The 13475-nt window shown below is 65.3% G+C and carries 13 protein-coding genes and 1 riboswitch; of the genes, 3 read left to right on the top strand and 10 right to left on the bottom strand.

All coding sequences use genetic code 11. The annotated features are described in order from the left end of the window. Window positions 1–139 precede the first annotated feature (139 nt). The 6 genes from E0L37_RS01035 to cbiB all read right to left on the bottom strand — a co-directional run bounded on the left by E0L37_RS01035 (window position 140) and on the right by cbiB (window position 7028). Complete coding sequence (locus E0L37_RS01035) at window positions 140–904, bottom strand: ABC transporter ATP-binding protein (RefSeq protein ID WP_133490228.1); 765 nt, start codon at window positions 902–904, stop codon at window positions 140–142. Further along, window positions 904–1896, bottom strand: a complete 993-nt coding sequence (locus E0L37_RS01030; RefSeq protein WP_201303766.1) for an iron ABC transporter permease — start codon at window positions 1894–1896, stop codon at window positions 904–906. Before E0L37_RS01030 ends, E0L37_RS01035 begins: the two co-directional genes overlap by 1 nt. Further along, window positions 1883–2764 (bottom strand): cobalamin-binding protein, encoded by an 882-nt coding sequence (locus E0L37_RS01025; RefSeq protein ID WP_133489960.1) that lies wholly within the window; start codon window positions 2762–2764, stop codon window positions 1883–1885. Before E0L37_RS01025 ends, E0L37_RS01030 begins: the two co-directional genes overlap by 14 nt. Before the next feature lie 30 nt (window positions 2765–2794). Next, complete coding sequence (locus E0L37_RS01020; RefSeq protein ID WP_133489959.1) at window positions 2795–4672, bottom strand: TonB-dependent receptor domain-containing protein; 1878 nt, start codon at window positions 4670–4672, stop codon at window positions 2795–2797. A gap of 157 nt (window positions 4673–4829) precedes the next feature. Further along, window positions 4830–5090, bottom strand: a riboswitch (cobalamin riboswitch). Window position 5091: 1 nt separating this feature from the next. Further along, window positions 5092–6129: a threonine-phosphate decarboxylase CobD gene (gene cobD / locus E0L37_RS01015; RefSeq protein ID WP_133489958.1), complete on the bottom strand. Its 1038-nt coding sequence runs from the start codon at window positions 6127–6129 to the stop codon at window positions 5092–5094. Then, a complete protein-coding gene (gene cbiB / locus E0L37_RS01010; protein ID WP_255433106.1) occupies window positions 6126–7028 on the bottom strand; it encodes an adenosylcobinamide-phosphate synthase CbiB in 903 nt (300 codons plus the stop codon). Before cbiB ends, cobD begins: the two co-directional genes overlap by 4 nt. A gap of 568 nt (window positions 7029–7596) precedes the next feature. On the opposite strand from cbiB, the gene cobT reads away from it, so the two are divergent. From cobT to E0L37_RS00995, 3 genes are read left to right on the top strand one after another with little or no spacing between them, the layout of a single operon-like run. Beyond that, complete coding sequence (cobT, locus tag E0L37_RS01005; protein WP_133489956.1) at window positions 7597–8664, top strand: nicotinate-nucleotide--dimethylbenzimidazole phosphoribosyltransferase; 1068 nt, start codon at window positions 7597–7599, stop codon at window positions 8662–8664. A gap of 2 nt (window positions 8665–8666) precedes the next feature. Continuing rightward, complete coding sequence (locus E0L37_RS01000) at window positions 8667–9281, top strand: histidine phosphatase family protein (RefSeq protein ID WP_133489955.1); 615 nt, start codon at window positions 8667–8669, stop codon at window positions 9279–9281. Beyond that, entirely contained in the window at window positions 9278–10024 is a 747-nt protein-coding gene (locus E0L37_RS00995) for an adenosylcobinamide-GDP ribazoletransferase (protein WP_133489954.1), read from the top strand. The genes E0L37_RS01000 and E0L37_RS00995 overlap by 4 nt, the downstream gene beginning before the upstream one ends. Here the strand turns inward: E0L37_RS00995 and E0L37_RS00990 are convergent. The 4 genes from E0L37_RS00990 to E0L37_RS00975 all read right to left on the bottom strand — a co-directional run bounded on the left by E0L37_RS00990 (window position 9931) and on the right by E0L37_RS00975 (window position 13413). Continuing rightward, window positions 9931–10668 (bottom strand): lipopolysaccharide kinase InaA family protein, encoded by a 738-nt coding sequence (locus E0L37_RS00990; RefSeq protein ID WP_133489953.1) that lies wholly within the window; start codon window positions 10666–10668, stop codon window positions 9931–9933. The two genes, E0L37_RS00995 and E0L37_RS00990, sit on opposite strands and share 94 nt — an antisense overlap. Next, a complete protein-coding gene (locus tag E0L37_RS00985) occupies window positions 10661–11356 on the bottom strand; it encodes a class I SAM-dependent methyltransferase (protein WP_133489952.1) in 696 nt (231 codons plus the stop codon). Before E0L37_RS00985 ends, E0L37_RS00990 begins: the two co-directional genes overlap by 8 nt. A 106-nt stretch (window positions 11357–11462) precedes the next feature. Next, window positions 11463–12740, bottom strand: coding sequence for a HAMP domain-containing sensor histidine kinase (locus E0L37_RS00980; RefSeq protein ID WP_133489951.1), 1278 nt, complete (start codon window positions 12738–12740; stop codon window positions 11463–11465). Next, window positions 12733–13413, bottom strand: coding sequence for a response regulator transcription factor (locus E0L37_RS00975; protein WP_133489950.1), 681 nt, complete (start codon window positions 13411–13413; stop codon window positions 12733–12735). The genes E0L37_RS00980 and E0L37_RS00975 overlap by 8 nt, the downstream gene beginning before the upstream one ends. Window positions 13414–13475: the final 62 nt, after the last annotated feature.

The following is a 13475-nucleotide window of genomic DNA, read 5'->3' as shown; positions in this document are numbered from 1 at the left end:
AAGCTTGCTGGCAAGCGAATGGCCAACGACCCGGGGGCATTCGCGGCCAAGGCCGCTTCCCACAGCGGCTTCGTAGTCCGGTCTCGGCGTATTGCGTGTATGTGAATCGTGGAACAGCGGTGGTCCTTATGTCAGAGAATCACCCCGGCAAAAATACCCGGGTGCCATTTACTTCGGTGACGATCAGCGACTGCCGGTACAACCGCTCGAGCGCCTCCGGTATCAGCATGGCGTCGGCGGGCCCATGGCACAGCTCACCGTCGGGATAGAGCAGCAGGGCCCGGTCGCACCAGCGCGCGGCCAGGTTCAGATCGTGCAGGCACAGACACAGGCCCGCGCCCTGTTGCGATTGCTGTGCCAGCAACCGCATCACCGCCACCTGATGGTGCAAGTCGAGATGGTTGGTGGGCTCGTCCGCCAACCACAATGCCGGCTGTTGAGCCAGGGCCGTAGCCAGCGCCAGACGCTGCCGTTCACCGCCGGACAGGGTGCTTACCAGGCGCTGTTCCAGATGACTCAAATCCAATAGGCGCAAAGCGTTCCGGGCCTGTTCCAGATCCGCCGCGGTTTCCATGCGCCACGGCGGCAGGAACGGATGCCGGCCGATCAGCGCGGTCTCCAGCACGGTGGCGGGGAAGCCGTCCTGCCGTTCCTGAAACACCACCGCCAGCCGCTGGGCGACCTGACGGCGGCGCCATTGAGACAGCGGCTTGCCATCCAGCAGCACCTGCCCGGAACGTGGCGCGCGCAATCCCGCCAGAGTGTGCAGCAAGGTGGTCTTGCCGGCGCCGTTGGGTCCGAGAATGCCCCAGCGTTGTCCCGGTTCAATGCGCAGACTCAGCGCGCGCCCGGAGACTCGCCCGGGCACATCGATGATCAGCTCGCGGGTTTCCAGCACGCTCATCATCGGCTCCGGTACAGCAGGAACAGAAATACCGGCACACCCAGCAAGGCGGTGATCACGCCCACCGGCAGTTGCTGCGGTGCCAACAGGATACGGGCCAGGGTATCCGCCAGCGTCAACAGGGTCCCGCCGGCCAGGGCGCTGGCCGGCAGGATCAAGCGCTGATCGTTGCCCAGTACCAGACGCAACAAATGGGGCACGATCAGGCCGACGAAACCGACGCTGCCGGCGGTGGTCACCGCCACCGCCGTGACCAGGCTGGCCAGCACATACACCGAGGTTTCCAGTGGCCGCACCGCCACGCCCAGCGCCGCCGCTTGCAGCGGCCCGCGCGCCAGCACATTGAGTGAACGTCCCATCGGCAGCATGGCCGCCACCGCGATCACCAGTACCAGCCAGGCCCAGCCCGGATGCCTGGCATGGGCGAGGTCGCCCATCAGCCAGTACAACATGCCGGGCAGACGTTCCGTCGGACTCATGGTGAGCAGAAAGGTGATCACCGCGCCCCAGCCCGCCGCCACCACCACGCCGGTGAGCAGCAGACGGGTCGGGGTCCAACTGCCGGAGCCCCGCGCCAAACCGAACACCAGCAGCGTGGACAACAAAGCGCCGGCGAACGCGGAGCCGGACACCAACATCGCTCCAGCACCCAGCAGCATGGCGCCAAGCGCGCCGACGGCGGCACCGCCGGACAATCCGAGCACATAAGGATCGGCCAGTGGATTGCGCAACAGCACCTGCATCAGAGCGCCGGCCAGGGCCAGCAGCCCCCCGGTGGCGAACGCGGCCAGCGCACGAGGAGCACGCAGTGACCAAATCAGATCCCGCTGCAGCTCGTTGCCACCGCCGGTGAACACCGCCCACAGATCGGCGGCGCCCAACGGCACGCTGCCCACCGCCACCGCCAGTGCCATCGCCAGCCCCCCCGCCAGCGCCAGAACCCACAGAGCGGTCCAGGGGTAGGCGCGCGCCGGCGCGTCAACGCCGGGCACGGGCCTGCTCCAGGTGTTTGCACAGACGGCGGGTGCCTTCCAGCATGCGCGGCGTGGGCCTCTGCAAGGTGGAAGGCGGAACGAAGAACAGATTGTCGCGACGCACCGCGGTGAGCGAGCCGAACTCGCGCCAGGGGTCCAGCCAGGCCGGATTGTCCTCGCCCATGCCGCCGGCGATGATCACCTCCGGGTCCGCGCCCAGCACCGCTTCGCGGCCGATTCGCGGCGTCAACGCCGGCAACTCGCCAAACACATTGACGCCGCCACACAACCGAATCGCTTCGCTGATCAGGTGCCGGTCGTTCACCGTCATCAACGGCTCTTCCCATACCTGATAGAACACGGTGATCGGTTTGGCGTCGCCGTGGCGCTGGCGCAGAGCATCGATGCCGGCGCGGAACTGCTCCGCCACCGGCTTGCCCAGCTGCTCGGTACCGGCCAGTCTGGCGAACCGTTCCAAAGTCGTGCCGATCATTTCGAAGCGGACCGGTTCGCTGTAATAAACGGTGAGACCAAGCCGTTCCAGCTGTTCGGTCTGACCGGCCGGATTGCCGCTGCGCCAGGCGATCACCAGATCCGGCTTGAGCGCCAGGATCGCTTCCAGGTCCAATCGTTTGTAACTGCCGACCCGGGGCACTTTGCGCGCCGCTGGCGGTTCGTCGCTGAAACCCACCGCGCCCACCACCTGCTCGCCAGCGCCGGCGGAAAACAACAGCTCCACCGCCCCCGGCGACAACCCCACGATACGTTGCGCGGGATGCTCCAGGCAGACTTCACGGCCGACATCGTCCTCGACGCAACGGGGTGCCGCCATGGCGGCCAGGGGCAACAGCGCGATCAGTATCGTGAATACAGTCCATTGCCCCATTCTGGCCACCATAACGTTCTCCCGTTGCGATCAGCGGATATCGTAGCGCACGCTGACGAACACGGTGCGGCCGGCGTTGAGATAATGCCAGCCGGAATAGTTCCGCGCCGTGGCGTATTCCTTGTCGAATACGTTCTTCACCGAGACCCGGGTGGTCCAGTCCGGGGCGAAGCGCCAGCTGGCGCGCAGGTCCAGCAAGCCGTAGCCCGGCAGGCGCTGGGTGGCGGCGGCGTCGTTGTAGCGGTGATCCTGGAACACCGCGCTGCCGCCCAGTGACACGGAGCCGAAATCCCGGTCCACATCGAAACGCACGCTCTTGCGGTTTCGACGCTGTAACAGCTCATCGGTTTCCTCGTCCTTGGGATCCAGTACGGTGACTGCCATGGCCAGACGCCACTGATCCAGGTCGAGACCGGTTTGCAGTTCGGCGCCGCGAATGCGTGCTTCGTTGACGTTATAGGGAAGGTATTTGCCGTCCCGCAGTTCCGAGGCGATCAGATCCTCGACATCATTCTGGAATACCGACAGATCCCAGAAGCCACGGCCGTACTGCCCGCGTATGCCTATTTCCTTGTTTTCGGATTTTTCCGGCGACAGGTCCGGATTGCCGAAGCCCGGATAATAGAGTTCGTTGAAGGTCGGCGCCCGGAAGGCGGTGCCGTAACTGACACGAAGGCGGTGATATGGGTTCAGCGCGTAACCGAGGGCCACGCCGCCGGTGCTCTTGTGGCCAAAGGCTTCGTTGTCGTCATAGCGCACGCTGGCTTGCGCATCCAGATCACCGACAGTGGTCATCAACTGGGCAAAGGCCGCCTTGTTCTCGCGGTTGTCCAGACTGTATTTCGTGGTGCTTTCGATGTCGTCACGCAGATACTCACCACCGACGATCAGTTCCACGTAATCGTTCACCAGGAAGTGGTTCTTCAGATTGACGGCTCGGGTCTTGGTGTTGAAGGTGCTGGTCAGATCACCGTCGGTGAAATTGTCGTTCTCATCCTTCGCTTCACTGACTTGCAGCTGCATCAGCCAGTCATCGGACACCAGTAATTCACCGTGCAGAGCCCCTACCTGGATCAGGTAATCGGTGTCTTCCCGGGTGGCGGCGGTGCCGGGCTCAAACTCGGTGTTGCCCTCGGCGCGGAACCCCATCACGCCGATTTCCGCCCGCTCACCGAAGCGATGGCTCAGTTTGACGATGCCGGAGGTATTGTCGTAACCGCGATCATCACCGTGCTCACGCAGGCGGGTGCCGTCGGTATCGAAACGGTTTACCGCCATGCTGTAGCGGGTGCCGTCTTTTTCACCGGCCGCACCGCCGCCGATGGAACGGGTGCTGAAGCTGCCACCGCCCAGTTCCAGCCAGGCGCCAGGCTCACCGCTGCCGTCCGGGGTGAATACCTGAACCACGCCGCCCACGGCGTCGGAGCCATAGAGACTGCCGCGCGGCCCCCGCACCACTTCCACCCGGTCGATCATTGATGGCGGCAGGAACTGCCAGGACGGCGTGCCGCCGGTGGCGGGCCGGATACGCACGCCGTCAAGTAACAGCAAAGTGGAACTGCCACTGGTGCCGCGCATATAAACGCTGGTGGTTTTGCCGAAAGCGCCATTGCCGATGATATCCACCCCGGGCTGAGCGCGCAGAATGTCCGCCATTTCCAGCGGTTGTTGTTCTCGCAAGGTTTCTTCGTCAATCACCGCCACCGGCGTGAGACTGGCGCGGGCGGTTTGCGTGGTCATGCTCGGCGTCACCACCACCGGATCAAGCCGATTCTCGTGGGGTTTCACTTCCGGCAATGACAGCTGCGCCAGCAAGATGGGATCGGTTGGGGTTTCCCCAGCATGGGAGGTAGTGGCACACAGGCCGATAACGGCGGCGGCCACCGGTGTCAGTTTGAATCTGGACATGGCACGAATTTCCCCTGGCCGTGCTCACCCGCACGGCGAATGGTGTCGTGTCACGGCGGGACATCCGGGAGAGGCGGCGGAGGCAAGCCACGAAAGCGGGCGTGGGAAACGCCCTCGCATCACCCGGCGGTCGCCCACCGCGACGCCTGGCGGAGAGGCACGCCTCTCCCCTTCGGGCCGGTATCCGGACTGATGAGGTGGAAGGTGGAACACCTTCCGTCGCAATCACCTTCCCATGCCTGGGGCACAGTGGTGGCGGCCGGCGCCGGACCGGTCGCGGATCGCGGTGTACTCAATCACCGTTGCGGGGGCAGCGTCGGATTCACCCCTGGTAGCTGCTCGGAACCCAGGGCACACCGACTTCCCGTTTAACCCGTGGCCTGGCAGGCTCACGGGCACCCGAAAGTGGCGCGAAGCTATCAATCTGGCCTCGGCGGGTCAATGATTTCCCGCACTGCCGGCTCGGCCAGAGCCCGTTCCAGCCGTTTCCAGGCGGCGTTCTGGTCCGGCGGCAGACCGACGCGCAGGGCCGGCGGGTCACCGAAAGCACGCACCAGAATCCCCTCCTGGGCCAGAGCCCGGGCCAGGGCGTCGGCACCGGGGTGCGGACAATACAGGAACAGATCAGTGCCACCGGCCACCCTCAGTCCCGCTGCGCTCAATAACCCGGACAGGCGTTCCGCCGCCTGCCGGCGCCATTGCCGGTTTTCGCGTTGCCAGGCGTGGTCCGCCAGGGCGCCCGCCATTACCGCCTGCGCCGGGCCGCTCAGGCTCCAGGGGCCGAGCGCCCGCGCCAGCTGTTGCAACAACGCCGCTTCGGCGAAAACCCAGCCGGCACGCACGCCAGCCAGCCCGAACGCCTTGCCCAGGGAACGCAGCAGCACCAGCCCCGGCGCCCCGGTATCGGCGGCGACGCTCATTGCCGGGTCATCGAGAAAGGCTTCATCGACCACCAGCCAGCCACCGCGATCCGCCAACCGCCGGCACCAGGCCAACAGCCGTTCCGGCGGCAGCCGTTCGCCGGTGGGGTTGTTGGGATTGATCCAGACCAGCACATCCAGTTGATCCAGCGCCGCCTCCACCTGATCACTGCCGAGACCACGCACCTGGTGACCGGCACGCCGCCAGCACAAGGCGTGCTCGCCATAACCCGGCACCGGCACGCCGACCCGGCAAGGCGCGCGCAACAACGGCAGTTGCTGAATCGCCGCCTGGCTGCCCGGCACCGCCAGGCAGGCCGTCGTGGACGGCGCGCCCACCCATTGGCGGGACAGATCCGCCAGCTCCGGGGACGGCTCCGGCAACCGTTGCCACACTTCCGGTGGCAGCGGCGGCACCGGCCAGCCCTTCGGGTTGATGCCGGTGGACAGATCCAGCCAGTCCGCCTCCGGCCGCCCCCAGAGCCGGGCCGCCACCCGGCGGCCGCCACCGTGGTCACGTTCCCAGTCCCGGCTCATGGGTTCCCCACCGACAGCAATACACTTCCGGTCACCGCCACCAGCAACCACAAACCCAGGGTTCTCCGCAGCAGCCGCAGAGAGGCGTCGATGGTCGCCGCCTCCGCCGTCGGGCCCTCCCCCAGCACGGGCCGTTGCCGCCATTGACCGTGATAGGGCGCGCCGCCACCGAGCGATACGCCCAGCGCTCCGGCGCCGGCGGCCATCACCGGGCCGGCATTGGGACTCGACCACTGCCGGGCCTGCCGGCGCCAGCAGGACAGCGCCAAACGGGTCTGACCACAAAGCGCGTAACTCAGGGCGGTAAGACGCGCCGGCACCCAGTTGAGCACATCATCCAGACGGGCCGCGGTTTTACCGAATCGCTCGTAACGCTCGCTGCGATACCCCCACATGGCGTCCAGAGTGTTGGCGGCGCGATGGGCGACGACGCCGGGCAATCCGGCCAGCAGAAACCAGAACAGCGTGGCGAACACGGCGTCGGCGCCGTTTTCCAGCACCGATTCAGTGGCGGCGGTGGCGACGCCGGTTTCGTCCAGAGCGGCGGTGTCCCGGCTCACCACCCGCCCAACCGCCATACGGGCGGCGGGCAGATCAGCGCGGGCCAAGGGCCGCGCCACCGCCAGGGCATGTTCGTGCAAACTGCGCGGTGCCATTGCCAGCACCAGCACCAGCACCTGCAACGGCCATAGCAGCACCGACGGCAACCACCACTGACAGAACGCCGCCACCAACACCGGCCCGCCCACCAGCAACAGGGTCGCTTTGACGCCGGCTCCCCCGCTGCGGTCGGGTTGCCGGTTCCAACGCCGTTCCAGAGCCGTGGCCCAGCCGCCGAACACCACCAGAGGATGCCCGCGCCGGGGCTCCCCCAAAGCGGTGTCCAGTAAAACAGCCAATACGCAAAGCCAGGCGCCCATGGATTGTGGAGACCATCCCAATGAAATGAGGCGCCAAGTCTAGCGTGGGCGGCGGGGTGGGCCTAGCCGGGTGGCCTAGCCTGACGCCGATAATGCAAAACCAGACCCAACGCCCTGGCAAGCACTAAAACGCTTTTTTATGGTTCATCGCGGCTTAGCGGGAAGGGGCACTCCGCATGGCCGCGAATGCCCTGGGCCGTTGGCGATTCGCTTGCCAGCAAGCTTCCCACAGCGGCTTCGTGGCATGATCCGTGGGAGACCAGCTTGCTGGCGAATGCGGCCTCTGGTGTGGGGTATTCGCTTGCGGACACGCTCCCAGAGCGGCTTGATAGCCCCTTCCGTTACAGACCCATGCCCATGATTGAAGCGCCGTGGCCCTCTAAACCGCGATGAACCTTTTTTATGACCACAATGCCCGCAGCCCCGGGTTTTGACTTTAGCGTCTGGCGTCTGGCGTCTGGCGTCTGGCGCCTGGCGTCCGGCTTTCAACCCTTGACAGCCCCTCCAAGCGTGCCGACCATTTTGCTCTTTGCCACTGGATAGCCCCGTGCCCGTTTCTTCCCCTTTCTGGCGACAATCGCCCCCCTCCCTGGGTCCTGATTTTCTGCGGCAAGGCCGTCAGCGCCAGGCCAGCCTGACCAAACCCGCCGGCTCCCTGGGACAGTTGGAACAACTTGCCATTACCCTGAGCGCGCAACAGCAACGCCCCCGCCCGGCGGTGGACCGCGTGCGCATCGTGGTGTTCGCCGCCGACCATGGCGTTTGCGCCGAAGGCGTGTCCGCCTTCCCCCAGGAAGTGACAGGCCAGATGATCGCCAACTTCGTCAACGGCGGCGCCGCCATCAGCGTGCTCGCCCGTCATCTGAACGCGGAACTGGAGGTGGTCAATCTGGGCACCGCGCACCCACTGCCCATCCATGACGGGGTGGTAATGGCGGAAATCGCGCCCGGCACCGCCAATCTGGCGACGGCGCCGGCGATGAGCGCCGAACAGCTGCAAGCCGCCTTGCACGCCGGGCAGAGCGCCGTGCAACGGGCGGCGCGGACCGGCGCCGAGCTGTTCATCGGCGGCGAAATGGGGATCGGCAATACCACCGCCGCCGCCGCGGTGGCCTGTGCCCTGCTGGACCTGGCACCGGAGGCCCTGGCCGGTCCCGGCACCGGGCTCGACGCCGACGGCCTTCGACGCAAGGTGGCGGTACTGCACCGGGCGTTGCAGCGTCATCGCGATACCGTTACCGAGGCCGGCCAGCCCCTCTCCGTTCTCGCCTCCCTCGGCGGCTTCGAGGTGGCGGCCCTGGCCGGCGCTTTCCTGGCCGCCGCCCAGGCCCGGCTGCCGGTGCTGGTGGACGGTTTCATCGCATCGGTGGCGGCGTTGGCGGCGACGCGCCTGCAACCGGGTCTGGCGGACTGGCTGCACTTTGCTCATCAGTCCGCCGAACCCGGTCACGTCCGGGTCCTGACCGCTCTGGACGCCGACCCGCTACTGCGGCTGGGCATGCGGCTCGGAGAAGGCAGCGGCGCGGCGGTGGCGGTGGGACTGCTGCGCCAGGCCTGCGCCCTGCATAACGAGATGGCGTCGTTCGAGGACGCCGGCATCAGCAAAGGACCGTAGCGATGGGCATTGAAACGACCACCTGGGTGGACCTGATCCGCCATGGCGAACCGGAAGGCGGGCGCCGCTATCGCGGGCACCGTGACGACCCGCTCAGCGACGCCGGCTGGGCGCAAATGCGCGGCGCCATCAGTGCCGATGAGCACTGGGACGCGGTGCTCAGCTCGCCCTTGCTGCGTTGCCGCGCCTTCGCCGAGGAAGTGGCGCGGCAACGGGGCCTGCCTTTGCACGTGGAACCGCAACTCAAGGAAATTCACTTCGGTGACTGGGAGGGCTTCACCCCCACCGAACTGGCGCAACGCGACGGCGAACGGCTGGCGGCATTCTGGGCCGACGGCGAGCGCAATCCGCCCCCCAATGGCGAGTCCCTGACTGACTTCCACGCCCGCGTATCCGCCGCCTGGGAACAATGGACCGACCGCCTGTCGGGACAGCGCGTCCTGCTGGTCGGGCATAGCGGCATGATCCGGATGATACTGGCCTCGGTACTGGATCTGGCCCCTTCGCGGGCCATGGCGCGTCTTTATATCCCCTACGCCGGGCGCAGCCGGGTACGGCTGGACGACACCGAACACGGCCGCCTCGGCTGCCTGCTCAGCCACGGACTGACGCCATGACCGCCATGCCGCTGCGCACCGCCCTGGCGTTGATGACCCGCCTGCCCAGCGGACTGAAGCGGACGCCCGACGACCGTGATCAGGGCCTGGCGGTGGCCTGCTATCCCCTGGTCGGGCTGATCGTCGGATTGCTGCTGTGGCTGGGCGCCGCCAGCGGCGGCTGGCTTCATTGGCAAAGCGCGCCGCTGGCCATTCTGTTGGTGGCGGCCTGGGTGCTGCTCACCGGCGCCTTGCATCTGGACGGCCTTGCCGACAGTGCCGATGCCTGGCTCGGAGGCTACGGCGACCGCGAGCGTACTCTGCGCATCATGAAGGATCCGGCCAGTGGTCCCGCCGGGGTCAGCGCCGTGGTGCTGGTGCTGCTGGGCAAATCCCTGGCGTTGTGGACATTGCTGGATCTGGGCTGGTCCCTGCCACTGCTGTTGGCGCCGGTCTTGGCCCGCGCGGCCACCGCCTCGTTGTTTCTGCGGCTACCTTACGCCCGCCCGGAAGGACTGGGACGCGCCGGCGCGGACCACCTGCCCCGGGGCAAGGTCTCTCTGGCCCTGGCGCTGACCGCGCTGCTCAGCGTGCTGCTCGGTGGTTTCGCCGGCGCCGCCTGGGTACTGATCAGCGTGCTGGTCACCTGGGGCGCCGTGCGTCTGCTTCGTCAGCGGCTGGGCGGCTTCACCGGGGACACCGCCGGTGCCCTGATCGAAGTGGTGGAAACCACGGTGCTACTGGCCGCCGCCTTGGTGTTGTGATCCCAGGCCCGTTGGTACTGCTCCAGAAACCAGGCCCAATCCCGTTCCGGCATGGTGCCGCGATGCCGGCCGAACTGATCCAGATCGCGCCATGACGCGGTGGCCCGCCGGAACCGGCGGCGGCTCTTTTCCAGATCGATCAGCGCCACCCGCGGCCGGCCATGCCCCACATTGACGAACACATGCTTGGCGTAAAGGCAGCCGTGTTGCCAACCGGCGGTGTGCAGTCGCGCCAGAATGGTGGCCAGATCATGGAGCATCGCATGCCGCTCCTGTTCCGCGCGCGGCGCCTGCGCGTACCATTGATCCAGACTGATGAACCCGGTCAGCGCTTCGGTCACCAACAGCGCGCGCCACTGCCCCTGTTCACGCCGGGCACCGGCGTAGCGCAGCACCGGCAAGGGAATGCCCAAAGCCCGCCAGGCCCGGTAAGCCTCTGCCTCGCGAACCACGGTAGGCCGTCCCAGCGGATAGCGCAGCGAGCGATACAGATGACCGGTTTGCCGTTTGCAATACAGCCCCGGCACGCCCTCTCCCTCGATTCGCAGGTACTGTACGCCGCTCTCGCCGCCACGCCGCTGGTTGGCGGGCTCTACCCAGGGCCCATGCCGCCGCCACCAGTAGGAGAAGGTTGATTCACTCATCCTCGCTCCCGCCACCGGCACCCTTCTTGCGTAAAGTATAGACTCGCCACATGGCGTAACCCGGCAGAAAATCCTGGTGGCCGACGATGTCGAAGCCGGCATCGCGAAACTCCTGTTCCACCCGATCCCGGGTGATGATGAAACGATTGCGGCTCTGGTCGCGGCGTTGCTCCAGACGGCGACGGCGCCACGCTTTGTAATTGCCGTCGACCCACAGGGACAGAATCACCGTGTCGCGGCTGACCCGGTGAAACTCGCGCAGTATGGTGGTTCGGTGTTCAGCGTCGGCGACATGATGGAGCAGCCGCATGCAGAACACACAGTCAACACTGGCGTCATCGAGATCGATGGAAAATGCCGAGGTGCGCAAGGTCCGCACCCGCCCCTGGCTTTCACGTAGCTGATGGCGCCGGGCCACATCCAGCATGTCGGCGGAGTAGTCGGCGGCCAGAATTTCCCGGCTCGGGTGCTCCGCCAGCGTGGACCAGAAACGCCCGGCACCACAGGGCAGGTCCAGTACCAACCGGGGTTCTCCGGCTTGTTTCAAGGCCCGACGCGCCAATTGCTGATCGCGCCAGTTGGACAGCCGGCGGGACCAGCCATCCTGATGCTTGTTCAGATAGTGCTCGGCGTGTTGCAGGTCGTACTTTCTGGAAAATTCCAGTTCCACCGGCCGTGAATCCGACATGGCTCTACTCCATTGGGAATATCAGCCATAACAGTAAGAAAAGCCGCCTGAAACACTCGTCAAAGGGATGTCAAAATTTCGTTAAGTGGGTTTTTTTCCAAAAAAATCAGGACGATGACAGCGACACATGAAAACAGCAGCCGCCCGCGGGCAGGGAAGTTACCGAGATACGCCAGCCTTGACTGGCACAGATGCGTTTCACCAGAGAAAGACCGAGCCCCATACCCTCACCCCGGGCACTGCTGCCACGCACGAAGGGTTGAAACACCGTCACCTGCTCCGCCTCGGGGATACCGGCCCCGCTGTCCTCCACCTCGAAGCCCTGCGCCGACACCGTCAGGATGACACCGCCGCTCTCGGTGTAATGACAGGCATTGCGCAACAGGTTGCCCAGCACCGCGCCCAATAAAGTCGGGTTATAGGCATTGTCGGCACCGTCCTCGTCGTTCCGGTATCGCACCTGAAAAGCCAGGCCCTTGGCACGAATCCGCGGTGCCCAGCGCGCACATTGTTCTGCCACTACCTGTTCAAGAGAAGCATCGGCGGCGAAGGCCGAGTCTTCCGGGTCGTTGCGCGCCAGCATCAGGAAAGTGTCCACCAGACCGTGCATTTCCTCCACCGCGCGGGCAATGCGTTCAACCTGCTCCTTCTCCCTGTCCGCCAGCGGTCGGGCCGCCAGCAACTCACAACTGCCGGCGATCACCATCAGCGGCGTGCGCAGTTCGTGACTGACATCTCCGGTGAACAGACGCTCCCGTTCGAGGGACTCATGCAAACGCCGCAGCGTGGCATCAAAGGCCTCCGCCAAATGACCAATTTCATCGTCGGCGTAATGCAGGGCCAGTGGTGGAGAATGGGACAACAGCCGGTCTTCTTGCCGTACCTGCCAGGCCAGTGTCACCAGCGGCGCCATCACCTTGCGGGCCAATAACCAACCGAGCAGGCAGGCGGCCACCACGCTGAGCAGAAACCCCACCGCGACCACCTGGAACAACGCCTGCTCGCGCGCTTCGAATTCCTGCTGTTCCTGCAGCAACACGTAACGATGCCCGCTCTGATCTCGCACATAGGCGTAATAGGCCTCGCCACCACGCTCCAGTTCATGAAACCCCGGCGACAAAACCATCATCCATGGCTCCGACGGCAAGCCATCGCCAGCATCACTATAGAAACGGGTTTTGAAGTCCGGCCGCGGTGAAGCGTGTGACCGCGAATCATCGGAAAGAATGGCATCCAGTTTACGTCCCATCTCCTCCGACATCAGATGTTGTTCAACAAAATGAACGGAGAAGAAGATGCCAAACGAAAACAGTCCGCTGACCACCAGTGTCATCACCGTGAAAGCGATCACCAGACGCCGGACAAACGGCTGCCGGCTAGGCATCGGCACGATCCGAAAGTCGATAGCCGATACCGTGGACCGTGTGCAGCAGGGCCCGTTCGAAGGGTTTGTCGACGGTCTGACGCAGCTGATGGATATGGCTGCGCAAGCTGTCGCTGTCGGGCGGGTCTTCACCCCATAACGACGCTTCCAGGGCTTCCCGGCGCACTACCGCCGGACTTTTTTGCATCAACACTTCGAGCAGCTTCAAGGCCAGCGGATTCAGTTTCAGGGACTGTCCTCCCCGGCTCACTTCCAGGGTATCCAGGTCATAGCACAGGTCCGCCACTTGCAACCGGCGCTTGAGGTCACCCTGGCAGCGGCGCAGCACCGCCTCGATACGCGCCACCAGCTCCGACAGCGCGAACGGCTTGATCAGATAGTCGTCGGCCCCGGTACGCAACCCCTTGACCCGATCATCCAGCGCATCGCGGGCGGTCAGCATAATGATCGGCGTGGTCACGCCCGCGTCCAGACGCAGCCGCTCGCACAACCGATAGCCGTCCATACCCGGCAGCATGATATCCAGCAGAATCAGGTCGAAAGGCTGGGTTACCGCCAGGTGCAGCCCGCTGACTCCATCCCGGGCACAATCCACCGTGAACCCCTTCAACTGAAGGTAATCCATCACGTTGGCCAGAATGTCCGGGTTATCCTCGATGACCAGAATACGCACATCGCTCTCCGACACTGCGGATCAAAACACCCAAACTGAAGACCCTCTGTCCCCGGATTACG

The sequence above is a fragment of the Alcanivorax sp. 24 genome (genome assembly GCF_004360225.1).
GTDB classification, from domain to species: domain Bacteria; phylum Pseudomonadota; class Gammaproteobacteria; order Pseudomonadales; family Alcanivoracaceae; genus Alloalcanivorax; species Alloalcanivorax xiamenensis.
The sequence above is the reverse complement of the archived record's forward strand: the minus strand, read 5'-3'. Positions and strand labels throughout refer to the sequence as shown.